Source organism: Microcoleus sp. PH2017_12_PCY_D_A (assembly GCF_020738565.1).
Taxonomy (GTDB): domain Bacteria; phylum Cyanobacteriota; class Cyanobacteriia; order Cyanobacteriales; family Microcoleaceae; genus Microcoleus.
On record NZ_JAEQCI010000030.1, the window covers coordinates 1 to 22,594 of the forward strand.

Genomic DNA, 22,594 nt, shown 5'->3' on the forward strand with positions numbered 1-22,594 from the left:
CAACCAATCGATTATCGACTCACAAGGTCGTGTCATCAACACCTGGGCTGATGTTATCAACCGCGCTAACTTGGGTATGGAAGTAATGCACGAGCGCAATGCTCACAACTTCCCGCTCGATTTGGCTGCTGCTGAAACTACCCCTGTGGCTTTGGTTGCTCCTTCTATCAACGGCTAAGTTTTAGCTTGAGATAGATAAAAAGCGCTCCTAGAAATAGGGGCGCTTTTTGTTTGGGGAAATATATTTTTATCGGATTCCCTTTTGCTTCTATGCGTTCGTTAGGTTAAATCAGCTACATTCATCTTTGTTCTTTTTTCCATCAATGTCGATCGCTTAAATCCGTTAATTTGGTTAGATTCGTTACAAAACCCGTTGCCCAACTTCCTGCCATCTGTTAATTTTTATGACTACTATAGAATATGGCCACTAGGCCGATCGAGATACTGTGACATACTCCACGCGCGAAATCTCCTATGATGGTCTAGGATTCCAATAGTCGGATTCAGGATATGTTGGACTTGCCGTAGAGTGTTCGCTAGCAGTAGTGCAATTGTGTCAATTCCAGAATATCACCACAGACAAATGTAGCCGATCGGGAGTTGCTCCTCACCGTCCCAAGCACTATATCTGTAAGAAGGATTTGTATTATGAAAGATGGACAAGAAATACGCCACGTCTCCACAACAGCAGTCATTGCCGGTGTTTGCGGGTTGGCTTTAGTGACTGGAGGGGGCATTGCTTGGTGGACGGCGAGCCGATCGCCCACCGCAGACACGCAGTCTTCCGCTCCGACAACCGCTCCGGTGCTGTCCCCAACTCCTGCGGAATCCCCTGCTGTCATTATCCCCGTACCTCCTCCAAATGCTGTGCAGGTGCCGCAAGCTCAGACGCCGCAGGTGCAGACGCCTCAAGCTCAGAGACCTACCCCTCTAGCGTCCCAGGCTCTGGCGCCCAAGTCGCCGCAGCCGAAGCCTTTGCCGCAGGCTGATGCCCAAACAGTCCAAGTCTACTGGGTTAAAGGTGCGATCGGAAAATTTGAGGCAGTTCCTACGAAAGTAGCTCTCAAACAAGCTGATAAGCCTGATGCAACTTTACAAGCTGCTTTTAACAGTTTGTTGGCCGGGCCCAAGGATGCAACTGTTTCTAGCGAAATTCCTAAAGGGACAAAACTCCGGAGTTTGAGTGTCAAAAATGACGAAGTTTATGTCGATTTGTCGCGTGAATTTACTGCGGGAGGAGGCAGCAGTTCAATGACGAGCCGGTTAGGGCAAGTTATCTATACAGCTACCAGTTTAAAACCAAATACTAAGGTTTGGATTTCGGTGGACGGCAAGCCTTTGGAACTTTTGGGCGGCGAAGGTTTGGAGGTGGCTCAACCGAGTACCCGCCAAAGTTTTGACAAAAATTTTCCCCTTAACTAACTTTTGAGTCATTAGTTATTAGTCATTAGTCATTAGTCATTAGTTAGGAGTTAGGAGTTAGGAGTTAGGAGTTAGGAGTTATTAGTCTGAAGGCAGAAAATAGGGATTGATAGCTGATAACTGATTACTGATGATATCGTTAACATTTGCATCGGAATAAGAATTTTCGGAGTGCAAAGTCGAGCCTGCGGCTCGCTTAGGCTCGCGGAGCCAAACGTCCCGCACGGCGAGCAGGGTAGAATTCCGTAGTTACCGGATTTGATATAACTGATGACTGATGACTAATGACTAATGACTAATGACTGATGACTAATGACTAATGACTGATGACTAATGACTGATGACTAATGACTAATTTTCAGTGCTTGGTAGTCAGGCTAAATGCCCGAAAGTGGATGGCTTGCTGTTCGATCCGGGTGGCAAGTCGATCGCACACCATATTACACAGCTCAAAAATTAACTCGTCTTGCACCTTATAATAGGCTGATGTCCCTTCACTCCGGCGAGTGAGGATACCAGCTTGGAGCATGAGTTTTAGGTGCTTAGAAACATTGGCTTGACTCGTTTGAGTAGCTTCCACCAACTCTTGCACGCATTTTTCGCCGTCGCGAAGCAAATTCAAAATTCGTAAACGCATTGGCTCGCTCAGAATACTGAAATATTCAGCAACTTGTTGCACAACCTCTTGCGGGACAGGCTGGGATGACTTCATCAAACTCACCGGAGAGAAGTGATCTGGAAATATTAGCATTTATTCTGTCCATAACAATAAAGTAATGCTTCAATCCGGATTAATTCGCATTAAAATTTGACCGTATTCCACAGGTTCGCCATTTTGCACTAAAATTTCCATGACTTGACCGGAGACTTCATCAGCATCAATCTCGTTCATCAGCTTCATTGCTTCGATAATACAGACTGTCTGGCTGACTTTGATGCGATCGCCCACATTGACAAAAGGTGGCTCGTCGGGAGCAGCAGCGCGATAAAACGTTCCTACCATGGGCGAGATAATTGACACCCATTTGGTATCGACAGGAGCAGACACGGCAGCAGGAGCGGCGGCAGCGGGGGCTGGTGCAGCAATGGCCGGAGTCGCTCCTGCATTTTGACGTGAAGCATCCGGTGGGGCTGCAGCGGGGCTAGAAACAGAGCCCAGCGCGATCGTCGGAGCGACACTTGCCGCAGTAGAGAGGACAGTAGCCGTGGCTGGTTCGCTGGCCAGAATGCCTTTGCGTACAGTCAGTTCAAGCTCCCCACTTTTTAATGTCAGTTCCGAAATGCCTGTTTTGTCTAAAACAGTCAGCAGTTCGCAAAGCTGGTTTAAGTCTAATTGCACAGTAGATTCAAGGGTAATTAAGAATTTAAAATTGAAAAATTGGCAGCCGGCGAAGCTAGGAAACTTCACCGATTTTGAAGGCAAAAGGGATAGTCTTTAATCTTTGAGCGATGAGCGATGATTTTTTAGCTATTTAACTAATAACTAATAACTCAGAACTAAAAACTAAAAACTAAAAACTAAAAACTCCCTTTTCCTCCGTCGTTTCTACTCTCGGCCGAGGTACTTGTCTTCACGAGTATCAATCCGAATGCGTTCTCCTATCGAAATAAATAGAGGAACCATAATCTGAGCTCCGGTAGAGAGGATGGCCGGTTTACTGCCGCCAGTGGCAGTATCTCCTTTGACTCCGGGATCGGTTTGTGTCACTTCCAAGACGACAGAATTGGGTAATTCCACTTCCATGATTTGGTCGTTCCAGCGAAGGATGCTGACTTCCATACCTTCATTCAGGTACTTGACACGCTCGCCTATTTCCTTGGCTGTGAGGCGGCTTTCCTCGTAAGTTTCCATATCCATAAAGACAAACTGGTCGCCTTCTTTATAGGTATGCTGCATCGCGCTCTTTTCGAGGTTGGCTTGAGGCAAAGATTCGCCGGCCCGGAATGTGTGTTCGACTACGCTGCCGGTTTGGACGTTTTTTAGTTTTGTCCGCACAAAGGCGGAACCCTTTCCGGGCTTGACGTGGAGGAATTCGATAACCCGCCACACGCCGTTATTCCATTCAATTGAAACACCTGGTCGAAAGTCGTTACTGGAGAGCATATAAATTTTTGCGGGCAATCCCGTCGCCATTGGGCACGGGGGAACTATAGTCAGTCGATTTTAGATTTTAGATTTTAGATTTGGGATTCACTCGCAGCTTTGAATCTGGGAGATTGAACCTCGGTCTAAAATTTTGATCTCTCCACGACAGGAGTCTGGGGATTGTATCCGTTTTTGAGCGGGGTCAGCTTAAAGCCGCAGTCTAGCTGACGGCATCAAAAAGCAATTGGCAATTTATTTTACCTTTCAAAGGGAGCAAGTGCTGTACTCCAAGCGAAAAACCTCTGTCTGTTGGACAACCAGAGGCAAGGGATGTAATGGAGAGAAGGCGATCGCGCGCTGTGGGAAGATAATAGAGGCAATAAAAGTTAAAGATATGTTGCATTGGCCTAATTTCTCGATCGATACGTGCAAGCGCTGGGTGAAGACCGGCGCTTTAGCAGTCCTGCTGTTCGCACTCTCCCTGAGTTTCAGTGCAGTTTCCTATGCGAAACGCCCCAGCAGGAGTATGCCTGCGGGGAATCCGATTAGCGATGGCCGGGCGCTGCTGCGTTTCGCGCTACCTATTGACAATGAGACTGTGCGTGAGTTGCAAGTCAGTCTCGAAGATATTGGCAACCACATCCGTTCTAAACGTTGGGGGCCTATTAGCAGCGATGTCAGCAAGGCTTCGAGGATTCTCAACATTCGGGAGTCCGACATTTTAAAGAGTATTCCTGAGGCGAAACAGCCGGAAGCTGAGGCGCTAGTTGGACAAGTCAAGGAGGGAATTGCTGAACTGGAAAAGGCTGTTGAGGCTAAAGACAGGGAAAAAGTGATTGACTTGAAGGCGAAAATCCTCGGTTCGGTAGGCGAAATCGAAGAGTTGATGGTGACAAAGTTTCCGTTTGAAGTGCCTGCTAAGTATGCTAATCTGCCTCAACTGAAAGGGCGCGCTACTGTGGCGGTGGAAACGGATAAGGGGAGAATTACTGTTGTGGTTGACGGTTACAGCGCGCCTGTGACTGCTGGTAATTTTGTGGATTTGGTCGATCGAGGTTTCTATGATGGTTTACCATTTATTCGATCGGAAGAATCCTACGTTTTGCAAACAGGAGATCCCGAAGGCAAGGAAGTGGGCTTTATTGACCCAGCTACTGGCAAATACCGGAATGTGCCGCTGGAAGTGCTCGTTAGAGAGGACAAGGAACCTGTCTATGGAATTACTCTAGAAGATGCAGGGCGTTATCGCGACGAGCCTGTTTTGCCTTTTTCGGCTTTCGGTGCTGTGGCGATGGCCCGGGCTGAAGCTGAACCAGACAGCGGTTCTTCTCAATTTTTCTTTTTCTTGTTTGAACCCGAACTCACGCCGGCTGGCCTGAATTTGTTGGACGGCCGATATGCTGTTTTTGGTTACATGATTGAAGGAAGAGAGGTTTTGGATAAACTGAGGCAGGGAGATAAGATTATATCTGCTAAGGTGATTAAAGGAAAGGAAAATTTGGTTCAACCTCAAGTTTAATCAGCACACAAACAAAGACGGCGATTGAAATCGCTGCTTGTCAAACAATGACGGCGATTGAAATCGCTTCTTGTCGAACAAAGCCCGCCTCTGCGGGCTGGAAGCAACAATAACAAATCAAAGACGGCGATTGAAATCGCTTCTTGTCAAACAAAGCCCGGATGGTGCGCGGGCTGGAAGAGTTAATCACAAATAATGACGGCGATTGAAATCGCTTCTTGTCAAACAAAGACCGGATGGTGCGCGGGCTGGAAGAAATTATGACAAATAATGACGGCGATTGAAATCGCTTCTTGTCAAACAAAGCCCGGATGGTGCGCGGGCTGGAAGAGTTAATCAGATTAGTTGAAGTTTAGTTAACATCATTCTTTTGATCTACTGAGATTCGTTATTCCAACTAGCAATTATAATGATATTATGGCAATTTTAGAATTTTTATTGGTAATTGGTTTGGGCGGATTCGCAGGCTTGTTGATTGTCAACAATCTGAATGAAAGCAAGCAAAAGCGACAGTTGGATGAGGCTTTTTATCAGTTGTTGGAAACTCAAAACAGTCAGATGTCGCTGATTCAATTGGCGGCTAGCGCTAGGGTTGAGGCTGAAGTTGCTCAGCAGTATTTAAATCGGCAAGTTAAGATTTTTTCGGCGATTTTAGAGGTGGATGATGAAGGGGATACTTTTTATCGGTTTCCGAGGTTGCGTTTGCCGCCGAGTTCTGGTAAGGAATGGTAAGTAGAAGTCATTAGTCATTAGTCATTAGTCATTAGTCATTAGTCATTAGTCAAGCGTGAAGTCGTCCGATGGAAGTCGGAAGAAGGGTTTAGTTATCTAGCGCCGTGAAGTCGGAAGAGATAGACAGCAAGCTTGAGTACGAGTCATATTTTATGTTTAATTAAGTGGATTTATTTAAAGCGCGAAAGTTTGCTCGACTAATTGCTAATTATGAAAGTTAAAGATATCGGAGAACAAGGTCTTTTAAGAATATTACAAAAATTCTGCCCAGCCGAAATTGTGGGAGATGATTGTGCTGTACTTCCGACAAATCCTCAGCAATCTCTGGCGGTGACGACGGATATGTTGGTGGATGGAGTGCATTTTAGCGATCGCACCACAAGCCCTTATGATGCAGGATGGCGCGCCGCAGCAGCGAATTTGTCGGATCTGGCTGCGATGGGTGCAAGGCCTCTGGCGGTGACGGTAGCCCTGGCTGTGACTGCGGATACGGCTGTGGATTGGGTGGAAGAGTTTTATCGGGGGATGACGGCTTGTTTGGAAGTGTATCATGCGCCGATCGCCGGTGGGGATGTGGTGCGATCGCCCGTGGTGACAATTTCGATTACTGCTTTCGGACAGGTTGAGGAAAATCGTACCATTCGCAGGTCAAATGCGATCTCGAATTGGGCGATTGTGGCGACTGGTTTTCACGGAGCATCCCGCGCGGGATTAGAATTGTTGTTGAATCCAGAATTTGGACAAAATTTGGAAAAGGGCGATCGAACTTCTTTAATTCTCGCTCATCAGCAGCCTAAACCGCGGCTGGATGTTTTGCCGGTGGTTTGGGAAATTTTAGATGCTGCGGGTGAGTTTGCGATTGCTGGAATGGATAGCAGCGATGGTTTGGCTGATGCGATTGTGCAAGTTTGTCGGGCTAGCGGTGTTGGTGCAAAAGTCGATCGCACGAAAATACCAATTCCCCATAGTTTAAGCGAAATCGTATCTACTGAAAAGGCTCTGGATTGGGCGTTGTACGGTGGTGAAGATTTTGAGTTAGTGCTGTTTTTGCCGATCGACCGTGCTAAGCTACTCGTGGAACGAATCGGTGATGGTGCTGCCATCGTCGGAATCACTACCGAAAGCACCGATATTTGGTTGAGTGATAGCAGCGGTATTTGTCCTGATTTTAGATTGGAGATCGATCGAGGATTTCAACACTTCTAAATTCTCTCTTATTTCTTATCTCTTAGTCCGCGGAGGCGGACATCGTTTGTGTAGACGCGGTTTCTAACCGCCGGGTTTCTAATTCGCGGTTTCAATCGCCCTGTCTCGCATCGCGCACTTCTGCCGCTTCCTGTAACATATCATTAACTGGTGGACTTTGGGAATCGGGCAATCTCGGAGTTTCAGACTTGCGCCGAAACCATCTGTACTGATTGATTTTCCACGCACCATTAATCCAGCCCACCACTCCAGAAACCACGATTACAGCCAGGAGACTCCACAACAGACTAGCTACAGCCGGATGAATGCGATCGCCATTTTGAGGTATTCTGAACACTATGTCTCTCTCTACATAATTCGCAACCGCAGACACCACAATGCCTCCAGCGCCTAATCCAGTACCGAGTATTTGAATGGTTCTTTCTAGGGAGCGATCGATTTCTGCTTGTTCAATATCTACAATCCCCGCCACCAAATCCACCGCAATCTTAATCAAATCAGTCCCCTGTTTAAAATAGCCTAAATCGCCCTGAATTTGTCTTTGAAAATACGGGCAATTTCTCTCAACAAAAAACTTGAAGGTTGTTAACTCTTCGGTTGATACTTGCCATTTATCACAGATTTGATCCAGCTTTTGCTGATAATTGTAAATATGAATATTAATCGTATTATTAAAATCTTCCAGAGATTCTAATAATCTTTCATAAGCCAAACTTTCTCGAAGTAACTGTTTGAGTGTGATTTTCAGAGAGGTTAAAGACTCATCTGTATTAACATTTTCCTGGGAAGCAACATCATTGTTCGATTCAAACTGAGCGATTTTTGTTTCTAAGCTAACGATTATCCCCTCAATTTCTGCATATAGTTTCTTGAGTAAATTATAATTTCTGCGACTATCCAGAAAAGCTGTAGTGATTTTATGGCGATAATAAAACAGTTCAAACAAAGGTTGAACAATTTTTCCTAGTTTTTCCTCAATCTCATCATCAACCAGATAAACAAAGACTTGTAGTTGACTTTTGAGCGAACTGTACTCAAAAATTGGAGAACCCAGCAACTCAGTATCGCGGTAAAAAGGTAGACGCACAGATTCTTCGGGGAACAGATTATTTAAACATTCATCCGCAATTTGGCGGAAGTCTTTTTTAGTGTGAGGTTGATAGGTTTGTAATTTGTAGGTAATAAAAATAGTCTGTCCCAGCCAATCTTCATAACTCTCAGCAAGCATGAGATTGTTAACATTAAAATCTTTTAATGCTGCGATATCTATATCTTTATTTTCATCCGTTTCTGGGCTGCCAATTCTTGCTAAAATGCCTTCGCTATCATCCAGGAGGCAAAATTTCAACGAACCATCAATTTTATTTGAATGCGAGAATTTCTTGGCTCTACTGAGGGGATAACTGAGGTTAGCTTGGGAAAAAGTTATGTCTTTTTCCGGGCTGAAATGTTGCCAGATATTATTTGCCCAATTCCAGATAGAATTAGTTTCGGTTTTGCTTTCGCGGCTGAGTTGGTAGCTGTAGATGTAGATTTGGGGATGGTCAATTTTTAGCATCAGCTTTGTCAATGCGTTTTTTCAAGCTTGCTTCTAGTTTTTTGATATCGGGATAGGTATTGATGAGTGCTTCATAACCGGGGGCGACTTCTGCTTCTGCATCATCGAGATTTTTTCTCACATCGCCAATCCTATCTCTCACCTCTCTAAAATTTCGATAGAGGTTGTTAATCGCTTCTTTAACAACTTTATCATCAGCCTCCGACTCCGCTAAAGGTAAAACAGTATTGAGTAATTCTTCAATAAATGGCGGAGTAAGAATCTGCGGGCTTGTGGTAATCGCATCATATATTTCCGAGAAAATCACGCTTTTCGTCATAAATTTTACTTCCAAATGAATGTTGTTTGAATTAGAAATTCGCCCAGTGTTACACTTGTCTCAACTTGTAGGTGCGTCAGTCTTAGGTTAGTACGAAAAATCAGGGTTTTCGCAACTGACGCACCCTACTAATTTTAGTGTAGGTCGATCAATTTTGTTCGGCTTGTTCAGCTTGTTCTTTTTGAGCTTCGGCGATAGTCGCTGCTACTTCAGCTAGGGGTAAGTCAAAGGCTTTAGCAATATCTTCTGTAGCTAATCCCCGACTAAACAGTCTGAAAATAGCAACTTTTTGTCGCTGTTTTTCAACTTGTATTTTGGCTTCTGCTTCAGCTTGTACCTCTTCAAAAATTTCTTGATAAACTCTGGTTTTCTTTAAGTCACTCAGGCTAAGCATGGCGGCAATCTCCTCTCTGGTTTTTTGGGGTAACTTGTAAAGAATGATGGTTTCTAGTAAGTTGATGAAGTTTTCTCTGACTGTGCTATCCGATATTTCGGTTTCGGCTTGTCTGGCTAAGTCTATGGCAAAGTTTTCGGCGGTGTTGTCTGGTTCGATTACCAATTTTAGCACTTTTATCGGTAGAGATGCTGTTTCTGATGCACTTAGTTCATCGATGTAAATACGGGTGATTTTTGGGAGTGCCAGCATTTCCTGGAAGTGGATGTTGCTTTCTCTTTCGGTTTGCCGATTTGGGTAGATGACTACCAATTGCCAAGGGTGCGGCGGTTGGTATTGTTTGAGATAAATGAACAGTTCGGCAAAGAGACGGTAGTATAGTGTTGGATCTGGTTGAAATTGGACTTCGACAATGTAGAATGGTAGTTGTGGATCGGGGACGATCGGTAGAAATAAACCGTCTAGGCGAAAGGCTAGTTGTTTGATTTCTTGGGATGTAAATTGGTATTGGTTGGCACTATCGGCGGAGATGCCCAGAAGGGCAAAAAACACAAAGGGGAATTCTTGGAAGATGTTGTAAAATATACTATCGGTTTTCATCGATCGCATTCAATCTTTCGTTGAATTATACCCCAATACGATACGCCAACCATAATCACATTATAATCCGATCGCACAAAACGCTGCCCAATGATAAACATCGCCGTAGGGCTTTTCATCCTCATTGTAACGTCCTAGCAGTTCTTCAGTATATTCTTGGCGATCGGCATCAAAACTATCGGATTCCTGCACCCATGATACCAAGTCTGAAGTCGCGGCAGACTTAAACCAGCGCTGGGTATCGTGGAGGGCTTTACCAATGCTAACTCCTGGTTTTAGCAACTCATAAAATTTTACCATGATTAAGGCGGTGGAGAGGTCGTTGACTGCCCAAAGACTGGCTAGGGTTCCCATTGCTCCGGCGTGGATAAATCCTGTCGGCAATCCAATATAATCGGAGCGAGTTTTGGTGTCAATGAGCGCGGTTTCGCAGGCGGAAAGCACGACTAGGCGGCAATGTTTGAATTGCAACAGCAATATGTCTGCTAATGTTAGACAATTGTTAATATCGGCTGTTTTGCCTGCGCGCCATTCCACGTAGCGATCGGATTCAATCTCCCTCGTGCCGGCCCTTGATTCGGGATCTCCACCTACGATACCCCCAGACAAAATCAAATACGATTTTAGCGGATCGTCCGCATTAAAAGAGCCGTGACAGGAAAAGTGCGCGCAGTGGGCATTTTCTAACTGCTCTAGATACTTTTCTAGCAGATTTGTTTTACTCGCTTCGGGGCCCGGGAGAATTTGACTAATCGCGAATTTGGGGGCGATGCTGGCCACTTCTAAATCGGTGTAGGGAAGATCCGAGGTGGGGTTTTGCAGGGCGAGGAGTTGGTCAAAATTTGGGTGGATGGTAATCTGTTGCAGGAGTTGGCAACTGGGGGCGTATTGAATGCCTTCGAGGTATCTATCTAATAAGAATTCGCCGTCACTTAGGGGTAGGGCGTGGAGGGGGAACAGGTGCAGCCACCAGTGGGGAATTAGGATTAAGCGGGTACTTTCTGTGGGCAGAATTGTGGTGATTTGGAGGATTTCGGCAAGACGCTGGAGATAGTCGGAGAGTTTGGTTTGCCAGTGGGTTTTGCTTTGTTTGTAGTCGGCCCGGTAGTCATTAACTAAGTCGATTAATTCAGCGCATTGAGGATTGCGATGCACTGTCAGCACGTCGGGGTATGTGACGACAAAGGTGATGATTTCTGTGTCGGTGATGTACCACTCAATTAGGGCGGTGTCTGGGGTGAGGAGTTGGGTAATTTCGGTGAAAGTAATGGGTTTTAGGAGTTGGGGGGTTTCCTGTTTTTGGGCGATGACTTCGGCAAGGTTGCGGGCTTTGTTGGCTTCGGCATATAAGAGTGCTTCTTGGTTGCTTTGGCGATCGAGGCATACTTGCACCATACCTTGATAGAGTCTATCCCACTTCAAATCGTGTTTTTGCTTGGTTTCATCTCCCGATTCTAACTCTCGTAGTTTGGAGGCTCTGGTTATAGCATTTTTAAAGGTATCATAGGCACTTTGGAGAGTTGCTGCTTTTTGGTTTGTGTCTTCTGGTTTTTCTACGTTGATGTGGTCTAGTTTTGCTAGATAAGCGAAGCCCAGATTATTTAAGGTTTCTAAGTTTTCTAACGGGAAGTGCTCGCGAGTGCTTATCTGTAAAACAAAATTGTACGTAGCGATCGCCATTTCGATATTGTCTGCTTTCTCTCCCCTGATTCTTTGGCAGTAGGCAATTGCCAGATTATTTTGCGTCGTTGCCCAATATTCGGGAAAAGCCTCGCGGGTGAAGACTTCCAAGGCGGCATTGTAAAAAGCGATCGCCCGTTCGATATTGTCTGCTTTCTCTCCGCTGATTCTTTCGCGGTAAGCTTCTCCCAGATTATTTCGGGTCTCCGCCAATCGTTCGGGAAAGTCATCACTGGTGTAGACTTCCAGTGCGGCGTTGTAAAAAGCGATCGCCTGCTCGATATTTTCTTCCCGCTTTTCCCTGATTCTGTGACGGTAAGCTTCTCCTAGATTATTTTGGGTCTCAGCCCATAGTTTGGGAAAGTCATTGCGGGTGCGGATTGCCAGTGCGGCCTTGAAAAATGCGATCGCCCATTCGATATTCTCCGCTTTATCTCCCTTGATCCTGGAATAGTAGGCAGCCGCCAGATTACTTTGTGTCGTTGCCCAATCTTGGGGAAAGGCTTCGCGAGTACGAACTTGTAGTGCCTCTTGGTAACAAAAGATCGCGTCTTCCAGATTTTCCGCCCGCGAACCGTTGATTCTGTATAAGTAGGCATTAGCTAGGTTATTTTGAGTTTGAGCAAACTTTTCGCTTCCCGGTTCCCGATAATTTAAAACTATTTGATAACCAGTAATCGCAATTTCAAGATTATTCGCTCTATTCCCACGGGGAAATTGATTAATATGAATACTCAAATCTTCTATGAGGGCGACAATTGAGCTAATTGCTTCTGGATGTTCGGCAATTAAAATCTGGGCTACTTGCTGTAAAGTCTCGGAAAAACCAGCATTGAGGAGATGTTGCCGTTGATCGAGTATCGGGTAAATTACTTTAATATCGCTATTGCTATCTTGTCCTGCTTGCAATAATTCTAGGATAAATTTTGCATATTCTTGGGAATCTTCACCTTCGGAGTAGACTCGATCGCGGTTTTCTTCCATTGTGGGGAGTTGTGAATAACACGGGATTTTATTTTATCATAGTTGGGGTTGGTTTGCTGGGTGGCGAGAAACCGGGTTTTTGCGAAGATATTGGATGGGAGGCGAAGATATCGGAAAAAACCCGGTTTCTGAGATGGTGGGTGGTGCCGAGAAACCGGGTTTTTGCGAAGATATTCGATGGGAGGCGAAGATATCGGAAAAAACCCGGTTTCTGAGATTTTGCAAAAGTTCGATCGACCGTTTTTTAATTTTTTCCACAAGCGCGATCGATCGTTGCTAAATCTGCAATAATTCAATGCTATTATCCGCGCCACAATTCCCACGATCGCCCACGAGTCCGCCGGGGGTTGAAAACCCCCGTCTCATAGCGCAAGTCCTCTAAAAGAGGACTGAAGCATCTATTTTTTAATCAAAATTCTCATGATTTTATTCAGTCGGTTTCAACCGACTTGCGCTATGAGACGGGGATTTAAATCCCCGGCGGACTTGAGGACAAACCGATCGATTCTAGGGGGCGAAACAACCTGCCAACCAATTTTACTACAAGTTAGTCAGTGGCGAGAAACCGAGTTTTTGCGAAGATATTCGATCGCAAGCGAAGATATCGGAAAAAACCCGGTTTCTGAGATTGTTAAAGCAGCCTCACTTTAGCTTATTTTGAATCATTGCCCAATATTCAGGGAAAGCCTCACGGGTATATACTGTTAAAGCCGCCTCATAAAACGATCGCGCCTTTTCGATATTTTCATCCCGCGAACCGTTGATTCTGTCATTATAGGCATTACCTAGGTTATATTGAATCATGGCCCAATCTTCAGGAAACTGTTCGGGGGTACGAACAGTTAAAGCAGCCTCAAAAAATGCGATCGCGCGATCGATATTTTCCGCCCGCGAACCGTTGATTCTGTTAGCGTAAGCAGCAGCTAGGTTATTTTGAGCCATAGCCCAATCTTCCGGGAAAGCCTCAAGCGTGTAGACTGTTAAAGCAGCGCCATAAAGGGCGATCGCCATTTCCACATTTTCGGCCCGCGAGCCCTTTATTCTGGTAATATAGGCAGCAGCTAAGTTGTTTTGAGTTTGAGCAAATTTTTCGCTTCCCGGTTGCCGATTATTTAAAACAAGTTGATAAGCGGCAATGGCAATTTCAATATTATCCGCTCTATTTCCACCGGGAAAATTACTAATATTAACGGTCAAGTCTTCAACGAGACTGATAATTGAGTCAATAGTTTGTGCATTTTCGCCACCAACCAACCTCTCCATTACTTGCTCTAAAATCTCAGAAAAACGAGCATTTAGGAGATGTTGTCGTTCGGCTAGCATCGGGTAAATTACTGCTGTATTGCTATTGCTACCATCTTCTGCTTGCAATAATTCTAGAATAAAGTTTGCATACTCTTGGGGATTTTCACCTGCGGAGTTATTGCCATCGTTGATATCAATTAATTGTGCTAGCTGGCCGATCAGATTTCGCAGGAAATTAGCGCCGTTTTGTCCTCCTTGCTGTGCCATTTTTTCTGCTACTAACTCGCAAGTTTCCAGAAATTGGACATCCAACAATTCTGAGTTATCTTGTAATATCTGGGGTTCCGATCCGTTGGGGCAATTCAGCAGGGTGTGAATTAGTTCTAGGTAGGCTTGGGCGCGGCTTTCTTCCATTGTTGGGGAGTTGTGAATAATGTCGGAAGCTATTTTACCATGCTTGGTGGGTGGCGAGAAACCGGGTTTTTGTGACAATTTTTGGTGAGATGCGAAGATATCGGAAAAAACCCGGTTTCTGAGATTGTCGATGGGTAGCCAGAAACCGGGTTTTTGTGACAATTTTTGGTGAGAGGCGAAGATATAGGAAAAAACCTGGTTTCTTAGATTGTCGGTGGGTGGCAATTATTCACAATCTCTACGCAAACAATTCGGCTACTGACACGCTAAAACCCGGTAACAAAGGACTGGTTAAGTTATCTTCTTTAAATAAAGTCATCGCTAATTTCAAAACTCCGCTTTCCCGACGGTAAATTTCTACTTTTTGCTGTATGCGGTCAAATATCCAATATTCGCGCACGCCTTGAACTGAATATAATTTTAACTTGGATTGGCGATCGCGCTTTTCATTCTCTTCACCGGGAGACATCACTTCTACCACCAACTCCGGTGCACCCGCCAAATGTCCGGCTTCATCTAATATCTGTGCTAAAAGTTCATAGCTTACCCAAACTACATCAGGAATAACATTATCACTATCGGTGAAAATCAGACCCGCAGTTGTTGCAGCCTTACCTAAACCTGTCTCTATTGACCAATTACCCAAGGTTCTGCAAACATTATCAACAATATTTTGATGTTCCCAGCGAGGTGCTCTTGTCACAACCAATTCTCCTTCGATTATTTCGTAACGGTTGCCGTTATCGGGTAAGGATTCTAAATCAGCGCTTGTCCAGCGAACTTTTTCTGTAGTTGACATAGCTTTGACTCCGCTCTGTTCTATTTTAATTATATACCAATACACTTGGGTTAAGACAAGACGGCGGTTGGAAACCGCCCGGTTTCCAACCGCCCAATCTTCAACCACCCGGTTTTCTAATGCCTGCACAATGCTACTTTGGGCATTAATCTATCTAAAATTTGTCCGATCGCAATTACCGTCCAATCAACATCAGCTTCCGTGGTTTCGCGTCCCAGTGTCAAGCGAATTCCACCAACCGCGCCGCTTTCGTCATATCCCATTGCCAATAATATCGGACTGGGCGTGAGTTTGCCGCTGCTACAAGCCGCACCGGAACTAATGCCAATTCCGGCTAAATTTAGCTGTCTCACCATAGTTTTACCTGTGATTCTATCTGTTTCTCTCTTTTGGTAAGGGCGACAGGATGGGGAGACGATGCAAAAACTGGTGTGGTGCGGCAGTCGGTAATATCGATCGCCCGTTGGGACTAAACTGGGTATGTGAGCTAATCCGTCAAAAAGTCGATCGCGCAATCCAATTAACCTCGGCGTTTCCACATCCATTTCCTGCACAGCCAACTCCGCCGCCACTCCAAAACCGACGATAGCGGGCAGTGCTTGCGTCCCTGAACGCAGTTTCAACTCTTGTCCGCCCCCGCCGAACATTGGCACCAATTCGAGTCCTGGACGCACGTACAGCGCCCCTGCACCTTGCGGCCCGTAAAGTTTGTGACTGGAGAGTGAAAGCAAGTCTACGGGGAGTTTCTGTACGTCTATTGGCAATTTACCGGCAACTTGAACTGCATCGGTGTGAAATAGGATATTGCGATCGCGCGCAATTTGCGATAATGCTTCTATTGGTTGCAGTGTACCAACTTCGCTTTGTCCGTAGATGATGGAAATTAGCACAGTGTGCGATCGCAGCGATTCTTGCAAATCCAAAGGATGAATTCGCCCATATTTATCGACTGGTAATTGAGTTACTTCCCATCCCAATTGTTCGAGTTGTCGCACCGGTTCTGAGACTGCGGAATGCTCAACACTGGAAATAATGATATGCTGCGGCTTTGTATAAAGACGCGCAACTCCCATAATTGCTAAATTGTCCGCTTCAGTGCCGCCCGAAGTAAAAATCATCGATTCCGGTAGCGCATTAATCAAGCTAGCAACCTGCATTCTTGCTAATTCTAAAGCAGTCGCCGCCCTTTGTCCCCATTCGTGCAAACTAGAAGGATTCCCCCATTGTTGAGTGAGAGCTTTTTGCATAGCATCAATAGCTTCTGGGCGTGTCGGCGTTGTAGCACTATAGTCGAGATAAATTTGCATAATTTTAAAGAAGGAAGAAGGAAGAAGGAAGAAGGAAGAAAGAAGAAGGAAGAAGGAAGAAGGAAGAAGACATACACAGCAACCTTCTTTTTAGCAATTCGTATTTTACGTTTAAGGTAGATTCACTTAATGCCCTATGCCCTATGCCCTATGCCCTATGCCCTATGCCCTATGCCCTATGCCCTATGCCCTATGACTAATGACTCCCTGGTTTACAGACATTGTAGTCTTCGTGGGACAAGACTTTTTGAGGAATTAAGAAAGTGCCGCAATCTTCACAAAGCATTCTGTAGTTGCGGGTTACAGGAATACTCACAATCCAGCGGTTGTGACGCAGGCGTTTGCCGCCGAAATCTCTGTAATTCTTATTTTCCCCCAAAGCTGCTATAATAGCGCGAGCTTTAGTAACTACATGGTCGGGTAGACCTCTAAGATCGATGATATCTCTAGCAAATGATGCTTCCCTCTCTTGTTTTTTGATTTGTTTTTCGGCCAGCAGTTCAACTGATTGCTGTTGCGCTATCAACTCTTGCGTGCACCGATGGCACGCTTTACCATATCCCCTGTGACCACAATCAAAAATTGTTTTTCTTTTAGCCATAAAGCATCAGTATCGGGTTTGACCCACGCCCCTGAATGCTGCTACCCTACCAGTGATGCTTCCGGCATCGAGGCAGTTCTACAAGACGCAAAATCTATTCCCTGTCATAAATTTAATAGTTTTAACTTTCCTAGATCCAATATCTTTCCACTCTGAATAGACCGATGACCTCAATAAAATTTTAAATTTTGTGAATGTACTTTATTCTAATTTATCAGGTTTGTGTTGTGTTGGAATGCTGGCGATCGCCCTGGCGGCTTGCGGACAAGCAAAGCAGGACGTGCAGAATTTACCTCCCACTCTCGCTCCGCTGCCTCAAGACCCCTTTTTGCAAGTATACTTCAATCAGTCGCTCACTTCGAGTTATACAGAACCCTACCGCGCACAAACTAGGGCTGGAGATGATTTAGAAAAGTTAATCGCCGAGGCAGTAGCCAGTGCTGAATCGACGGTAGATGTAGCGGTTCAGGAGTTTCGCTTGCCCGGTATTGCGCGAAAAATGGCCGATCGCGCGCGCACTGGAATTAAAGTCAGATTAATTGTCGAACATATGTACAATCGCCCTTGGAGCGATTATACAGCCCAAGAGTTGGCAAAGTTACCGGAACGAGAGCGCGATCGCTACAGCGAATTTCTGCAACTCGCCGATACCAATAAAGACGGCAAATTAAGCCCGGAAGAAATCAAGCAAAACGATGCTTTGGTAATTGTCAAGGATGCCGGGATTCCTGTAATTGACGATACCGCTGACCGAAGCAAAGGCAGCGGTTTGATGCATCACAAATTTGTGGTAATTGACGGCAAAACAGTCATCGTAACTTCGGCTAATTTTACGACAAGCGATATCCACGGCGATTTCAAGACAGCAGCAAGTCGCGGCAATGCCAACAATTTGCAGCAAATTGCCAGCCCTCAATTAGCTCAACTATTTACTCAAGAATTTAACATTATGTGGGGCGACGGGCCCGGAGGCAAACCGGATAGCAAGTTTGGCATCAAAAAGCCGTTTCGTCAAGTGCAAAAAGTGAGAGTTGGTAATGCGACAGTTGCGGTGCAATTTTCACCAACAAGTGCGACTTTACCTTGGGAACAAAGCGTTAACAGTTTGATAAATCGCACTTTAGCAAAGGCGAAAAAATCTGTTAATTTGGCACTATTTGTATTTTCCGCTCAGCGGTTGTCAAATACTCTAGAACTTGAATCTAGGCGCGGTGTGGCGGTGCGAGCTTTGATTGACTCAAATTTCATTTATCGCCCTTACAGCGAAGGTTTAGACATGATGGGGGCGACTTTCATGCAGGATTGCGGCGGCTTAGAAGCGGACAATCGCCCGTGGAAAAAGCCGCTGACTGCGGTGGGAGTGCCGCAGTTACCCACGGGCGATCGCCTGCATCACAAATTCGGCGTTATCGACGGAAACACCGTGCTTACAGGCTCTCACAACTGGAGTGAGGCTGCAAATCACGGGAATGATGAGACATTATTGGCGATCGACAGCCCGACGGTTGGGGCCCATTTTGAGCGGGAGTTCGATCGGCTTTACAAAGGTGCAATCTTAGGAATTCCCGCCCGAATCAAACAGAAAATTGACGCTAAGCAAAAAGAGTGTAAATCAGTCCAAGCAACATCAAAACCTGCGAATCCTCAACCGCAAAGTGGTGGTAAAAACTTAATTAATTTGAATAGCGCGACTCAAGAAGAACTAGAAACTTTGCCAGGGGTTGGCCAGAAGTTAGCCGAGAAAATTATTGCAGCGCGGGAAAAGCAGCCTTTTGAGTCTTGGGAGGATGTCGAAAGATTGCCAGGAGTAGGAAACAAGGCTATAGACAAATGGCGCGATCGAGTAACATTTTAAAGTAGGGTGCGTCAGCTATGGTGATTTAATTAATTAATCATCTAGCAACTACAAACCTGCACCATGAATACTTCATTCATTGGTGGAGAGACTAACCAGGAAGGACTAAAGTCCTCACTACAAACCTATTTTATCGATCTTGACAACAGTTAAGCTTTCTAGTTAAACTTACATTCAAATAAAATGCACTTTTTTCATATTGGAGGTATAAAGAGATGAAACGCGCCAGATATTTTACGGGCCAGCGACCAATCAAATTCCTAGCTTTTTTGATTGGTGCAATTTTAGTCACACTAGCAGCTTTCACAGTCAGCGCCCAGCAGACTAGCGAAGCACAATTTCGGGTAAAGAACGAAAACAGTTTTAATATTAACATGATTCAATTCAAGCGCGTTGAATATGTAGGTCAGTGTCCCGGAAGTGGCATCTCCCCTGATTCGCAAAGCGCTCGATTTGTTTCCAGCAAGACTCCCCCCGCCCCTAACAGAAGAGTGCTGATTAAAAATGTGACCGATGGCATGGAAACTAACCCCTATCCTTACACGGATAGAAGTTATGACAAAGGTGAGTTTTCCGAGAGTTTTGGATTTAAATTAGCAAACAGTCACAAAACAAGAACTTTTTCGGTTTTAGAGGGCGAAAATAAATTTGCCTATGAAATCAAAGAAAATAACCAAGTTATAGAACAGGGTGCGCTTACCGCTCAAGTTTCTGTACAAAATTTAGGTACTTTTCCCCGCCAGCAAGTTTGTGAGAACAAAGTCACCTCACAATGTCAGGATGCTGCTGATTGTCGCGAGAGGAGACGCAAAGGAAAAAGTTGCAGAATAGAGTGTGTTACTGTTCAAGAGTGTCGCTGTCCGTACTAATTCCTGCCTAATTTTTGTTATACCAACCGCCGAGGAAACAGCTAGTTAAAGTAGGGTGCGTCAGTAGAGCCTGTTTTCATTGATTATTCAGGAACTCCGAACTGACGCACCCTACAGGTTCGTAGTGAGGACTTCAGTCCTTTATTCCAAAGGTTTGTAGTGAGGACTTCAGTCCTTTATTCCAAAGGTTCGTAGTGAGGACTTCAGTCCTTTCTTTGACCAATTAGCAGCAAAGACTAAAGTCCTGACCAACCTATTTTATTAGGACTAAAGTCCTCACTACCAACCTAGTTCAAGTAACAGGGTGAAAGTAAAATGCCGCAGCTAACACAATATATGTTGCTAAAAGTAGCACTCCTTCCAGCCAATTCGATCGCCCGTCGAGACTAATTAGATTAGCGATTGTCACTGCGATCGCAACTGCAACCACTTCAAACGGGTTGAAGTTTAAATCCATCGGCTGATGAATCACTAATCCAATAATCACCAACACCGGCGCTACCAGCAAAGCAACTAGCAAACTCGAACCCATCGCCACGGAAACTGACAAATCCATATTATTTTTCATCGCCACTCCCACCGCCGTTACGTATTCCGCCGCGCCGCCCACAATCGGCAACAAAATTACACCTGTAAACAGCGGTGTCAATCCCAATCCTTTGGTAGTTTCTTCGACAACCCCCACGAAAATTTCTGATTCAAAAGCAACGGCAACTGTTGAGGCGACTAGCACTCCCAGCCACAGCCACAAATTCGGTTTGTGTGCAGTAGATTCATCGGTATTTTCAGCATCTTCTAACTCTAGTATGCCGACTTCGTAAAGGTAGCTGTGAGTTTTTAAGGAAAATAGCAGGGTTAGCGCGTAAACTGCAATGAGGACGATCGCAGTTATCAACGAAAGATTCTGAATCGCTGCGGGTTCCACTCCATTCGAGGTGTAAATTACCATCGTCGGCAGCAGAATCGCAATCACTGCTAGAGTCATGGTAGAACCGTTCACCCGCGCGATAACTGGCTTAAATTCTTGTTCTTTGTAGCGGATTCCCCCTAGCAGCATCGACAATCCCATAACTAAGAGCAAGTTGCTGATAATTGTGCCGGTGATGCTGGCTTTCACAATGTCAATTAAGCCGGCTCTTAGGGCAACTATGGCAATAATTAATTCCGTAGCATTCCCGAAGACTGCATTTAATAAGCCGCCGATGGAGGGCCCTGTGACGATCGCCACTTCTTCTGTTGCTGTGCTCAACCAAATAGCCAGAGGTATAATGCCTAGGGCGGAGGTGATGAAAACTACCAGAGAACCCCAGTGCAAATATTCGGCGGCGATGGAAATGGGGATGAAAATTAACAGCGCTATGGAAAGAATTTTTTTGATTGACATAGGGACTCGGATGGTGTATTGAAGGTGATTTCGAGTTGCCGGGGCGATCGCCAAATTGATTTTATATCAATGCGCGATCGATCGGAAGACCGGGCGGTTGAAACCGCCAGAAAGTCAAACATACACTCAGCGACGTGGGTTGAAGAATGAGCGGTTTTTAGATCGATACGCGATTGATAAGAAGACGGGGCGGTTGAAACCGCGTCTATACAAACAAAACCCAGATGGTGCGTGGGTTGAAGAATGAGCGGTTAAAATTACGCGATCTTCTTGAGTTGGCGTCCGGCGGACTTCGTTTTTATAGAAGCGGTTTCAACGGCCGTCCTATCTGAGAAAAAGCGTGCCGTCCTTGCGAATGCTTAAAGATTTTCTATCCAAACCTAAATCATTTGTCTCGTCTAATCTTACTTCTACTGTTCCTTCGCCAACAGGTTTCAGATTCACTTTCAATAATGCGCCATCTTGTCGCCTAAATAAAATTGATGCAGGTAGTGTCAATGCTTGCAGCGCGACTGTGGTATTTTCGGCTAAGCTGCGGCGGTTAGTTTGTCCCACTACTTGATAAAATAGTCGATCGTTCGTTTTATTCGTTAATCTAACATTGGCTTTGCCGTTGACGGGAACCATCTTGCCGTCGGGAACTCTTTCTGGTTCGTTAGTTTGGGCTATGGAGACAGCCAAACTTGCATTCTGGGTGAAAAGCCAAAAACTATTGCCTGCTACGGCTAAGGTAACAGCCAGCAGGCTTGCTATCCAGGTTTTGTCGATCGCTAGTTTGCACATTATTTTGTTGGATGAAGTGGGATTGTCCTGACTTAAAAGCACTAATTAAACGAATAAAGAAAGAAGAAGTAAGAAGGAACAATTAAAAAAGAAGGAAGGAAGAAAGAAGGAAGAAATAAGATTTCTCTCATCTCCCAATCTCCCACTCCTCCCCTCTCCCAATCTCCCACTCGGACATTCCGGCAGCAGCTATTGGACCCAACGCACGCGCACAAAATGAGCTTCCCGTCCCCAGAAGTCGTGACTGACAGAAATATCAACAATACTCAAATTAAACGGAATAGCAGTTGTTACGTAGCGCTGAGCCAGAGCCCCCACATCGGGAGCTAACTGAGCTGCTGTCGCCGCCGCCGCACCCAAACCCAAAAGTTGCAGGATGGGCCCCTTCGGCAGGGCTAAATTGATGCCGACAGCCAGTCCAGCAGTCAGCAGCATTGCCACCGACAAGTTGGTACCGCAGCGGGGATGTACGGCTAAATCCCACTCTCCGCTGGCAATCCGCTGCAAAGCTAATTGCACTGCATGACGCAACTGTGCAATGTTAACGCGGCCGTACAGATAAAATCCTTGGTCAGTGGACATTCCGCCCAATAACTGATTATCCGCTCTTGCAGCCGGCGTACCAACCGATTGGCCCAGTACCCAAACCGTAGCGTGTTCCAAGGCATGAACTTGGCGCAAAGTCAAGATTTCCTTCAAACCGGGCACAAAATCTAGCTGTCGTAACAAGTCAGCATCTTGAGTCCGCTGCGGGGCAAAGTCAAAAGGAATTTGACTGGCGTGCCCTGAACTAGAAGCAGCATTTGTCGTCATGTCAAAAGGCCTCCACTAATGTCC

Annotated in this window: 22 protein-coding genes and 1 pseudogene; 9 read left to right on the forward strand and 14 right to left on the reverse strand. The window is 45.5% G+C overall.

The window, feature by feature from the left end:
- Together JGK39_RS08890 and JGK39_RS08895 are read left to right on the forward strand one after the other, a co-directional pair.
- Positions 1-178, forward strand: a pseudogene (locus JGK39_RS08890) (photosystem II q(b) protein); the annotation flags it as partial.
- 470 nt (positions 179-648) lie between these two features.
- On the forward strand, positions 649-1,422 hold the full coding sequence (locus JGK39_RS08895) for a GerMN domain-containing protein (RefSeq protein WP_293296741.1): 774 nt from the start codon (positions 649-651) through the stop codon (positions 1,420-1,422).
- Positions 1,423-1,780: 358 nt separating this feature from the next.
- Here JGK39_RS08895 and JGK39_RS08900 read toward each other — a convergent pair whose 3' ends face one another.
- The 3 genes from JGK39_RS08900 to efp form a co-directional block, all read right to left on the reverse strand.
- Positions 1,781-2,173, reverse strand: coding sequence for a metalloregulator ArsR/SmtB family transcription factor (locus JGK39_RS08900; RefSeq protein WP_293248393.1), 393 nt, complete (start codon positions 2,171-2,173; stop codon positions 1,781-1,783).
- A gap of 30 nt (positions 2,174-2,203) precedes the next feature.
- A complete protein-coding gene (accB, locus tag JGK39_RS08905) occupies positions 2,204-2,761 on the reverse strand; it encodes an acetyl-CoA carboxylase biotin carboxyl carrier protein (protein ID WP_293248391.1) in 558 nt (185 codons plus the stop codon).
- Between the two features lie 207 nt (positions 2,762-2,968).
- The gene (gene efp / locus JGK39_RS08910; protein WP_293155631.1) at positions 2,969-3,526 is read right to left on the reverse strand and encodes an elongation factor P; all 558 of its coding nucleotides are present in this window, start codon (positions 3,524-3,526) and stop codon (positions 2,969-2,971) included.
- Positions 3,527-3,902: 376 nt separating this feature from the next.
- On the opposite strand from efp, the gene JGK39_RS08915 reads away from it, so the two are divergent.
- From JGK39_RS08915 to thiL, 3 genes are all read left to right on the forward strand, one after another.
- Complete coding sequence (locus JGK39_RS08915; protein WP_293296743.1) at positions 3,903-5,027, forward strand: peptidylprolyl isomerase; 1,125 nt, start codon at positions 3,903-3,905, stop codon at positions 5,025-5,027.
- 417 nt (positions 5,028-5,444) lie between these two features.
- Positions 5,445-5,759 (forward strand): hypothetical protein, encoded by a 315-nt coding sequence (locus tag JGK39_RS08920; RefSeq protein ID WP_293186771.1) that lies wholly within the window; start codon positions 5,445-5,447, stop codon positions 5,757-5,759.
- Positions 5,760-5,969: 210 nt separating this feature from the next.
- Positions 5,970-6,965, forward strand: coding sequence for a thiamine-phosphate kinase (thiL, locus tag JGK39_RS08925; RefSeq protein ID WP_293296745.1), 996 nt, complete (start codon positions 5,970-5,972; stop codon positions 6,963-6,965).
- Between the two features lie 91 nt (positions 6,966-7,056).
- Here thiL and JGK39_RS08930 read toward each other — a convergent pair whose 3' ends face one another.
- The 4 genes from JGK39_RS08930 to JGK39_RS08945 form a co-directional block, all read right to left on the reverse strand.
- Entirely contained in the window at positions 7,057-8,523 is a 1,467-nt protein-coding gene (locus JGK39_RS08930; protein ID WP_293248385.1) for a hypothetical protein, read from the reverse strand.
- Positions 8,510-8,842, reverse strand: a complete 333-nt coding sequence (locus tag JGK39_RS08935) for a hypothetical protein (protein ID WP_293248383.1) — start codon at positions 8,840-8,842, stop codon at positions 8,510-8,512. The genes JGK39_RS08930 and JGK39_RS08935 overlap by 14 nt, the downstream gene beginning before the upstream one ends.
- 148 nt (positions 8,843-8,990) lie before the next feature.
- Positions 8,991-9,836: an Rpn family recombination-promoting nuclease/putative transposase gene (locus tag JGK39_RS08940; protein WP_293248381.1), complete on the reverse strand. Its 846-nt coding sequence runs from the start codon at positions 9,834-9,836 to the stop codon at positions 8,991-8,993.
- 60 nt (positions 9,837-9,896) lie between these two features.
- Positions 9,897-12,500 (reverse strand): CHAT domain-containing protein, encoded by a 2,604-nt coding sequence (locus JGK39_RS08945; RefSeq protein WP_293248378.1) that lies wholly within the window; start codon positions 12,498-12,500, stop codon positions 9,897-9,899.
- Between the two features lie 162 nt (positions 12,501-12,662).
- Between JGK39_RS08945 and JGK39_RS08950 the strand changes: the two genes are divergently transcribed.
- On the forward strand, positions 12,663-12,791 hold the full coding sequence (locus JGK39_RS08950; protein WP_293296747.1) for a hypothetical protein: 129 nt from the start codon (positions 12,663-12,665) through the stop codon (positions 12,789-12,791).
- Positions 12,792-13,142: 351 nt separating this feature from the next.
- Here JGK39_RS08950 and JGK39_RS08955 read toward each other — a convergent pair whose 3' ends face one another.
- The 4 genes from JGK39_RS08955 to JGK39_RS08970 all read right to left on the reverse strand — a co-directional run bounded on the left by JGK39_RS08955 (position 13,143) and on the right by JGK39_RS08970 (position 16,866).
- Positions 13,143-14,321: a tetratricopeptide repeat protein gene (locus tag JGK39_RS08955; protein ID WP_293248363.1), complete on the reverse strand. Its 1,179-nt coding sequence runs from the start codon at positions 14,319-14,321 to the stop codon at positions 13,143-13,145.
- 76 nt (positions 14,322-14,397) lie between these two features.
- The gene (locus tag JGK39_RS08960; RefSeq protein WP_293248444.1) at positions 14,398-14,958 is read right to left on the reverse strand and encodes a Uma2 family endonuclease; all 561 of its coding nucleotides are present in this window, start codon (positions 14,956-14,958) and stop codon (positions 14,398-14,400) included.
- A 116-nt stretch (positions 14,959-15,074) separates the two neighbouring features.
- A complete protein-coding gene (locus JGK39_RS08965) occupies positions 15,075-16,265 on the reverse strand; it encodes a cysteine desulfurase family protein (RefSeq protein WP_293248359.1) in 1,191 nt (396 codons plus the stop codon).
- Between the two features lie 196 nt (positions 16,266-16,461).
- Positions 16,462-16,866 carry a hypothetical protein gene (locus JGK39_RS08970; RefSeq protein ID WP_293248356.1) on the reverse strand — a complete coding sequence of 135 codons (405 nt, stop codon included), beginning with the start codon at positions 16,864-16,866 and terminating at the stop codon, positions 16,462-16,464.
- 190 nt (positions 16,867-17,056) lie between these two features.
- On the opposite strand from JGK39_RS08970, the gene JGK39_RS08975 reads away from it, so the two are divergent.
- Both JGK39_RS08975 and JGK39_RS08980 read left to right on the forward strand, forming a co-directional pair.
- On the forward strand, positions 17,057-18,721 hold the full coding sequence (locus JGK39_RS08975) for a DUF655 domain-containing protein (RefSeq protein WP_293296749.1): 1,665 nt from the start codon (positions 17,057-17,059) through the stop codon (positions 18,719-18,721).
- A gap of 215 nt (positions 18,722-18,936) precedes the next feature.
- Entirely contained in the window at positions 18,937-19,590 is a 654-nt protein-coding gene (locus JGK39_RS08980) for a hypothetical protein (protein ID WP_293248350.1), read from the forward strand.
- A 292-nt stretch (positions 19,591-19,882) separates the two neighbouring features.
- Here the strand turns inward: JGK39_RS08980 and cax are convergent, their stop codons facing one another.
- Entirely contained in the window at positions 19,883-20,974 is a 1,092-nt protein-coding gene (cax, locus tag JGK39_RS08985; RefSeq protein ID WP_293296751.1) for a calcium/proton exchanger, read from the reverse strand.
- 55 nt (positions 20,975-21,029) lie between these two features.
- On the opposite strand from cax, the gene JGK39_RS08990 reads away from it, so the two are divergent.
- On the forward strand, positions 21,030-21,221 hold the full coding sequence (locus JGK39_RS08990) for a hypothetical protein (protein WP_293248344.1): 192 nt from the start codon (positions 21,030-21,032) through the stop codon (positions 21,219-21,221).
- Between the two features lie 77 nt (positions 21,222-21,298).
- Here JGK39_RS08990 and JGK39_RS08995 read toward each other — a convergent pair whose 3' ends face one another.
- A complete protein-coding gene (locus JGK39_RS08995; RefSeq protein ID WP_293248341.1) occupies positions 21,299-21,757 on the reverse strand; it encodes a hypothetical protein in 459 nt (152 codons plus the stop codon).
- A 189-nt stretch (positions 21,758-21,946) separates the two neighbouring features.
- On the reverse strand, positions 21,947-22,570 hold the full coding sequence (locus tag JGK39_RS09000) for a DUF6391 domain-containing protein (protein ID WP_293248338.1): 624 nt from the start codon (positions 22,568-22,570) through the stop codon (positions 21,947-21,949).
- Positions 22,571-22,594 lie beyond the last annotated feature (24 nt).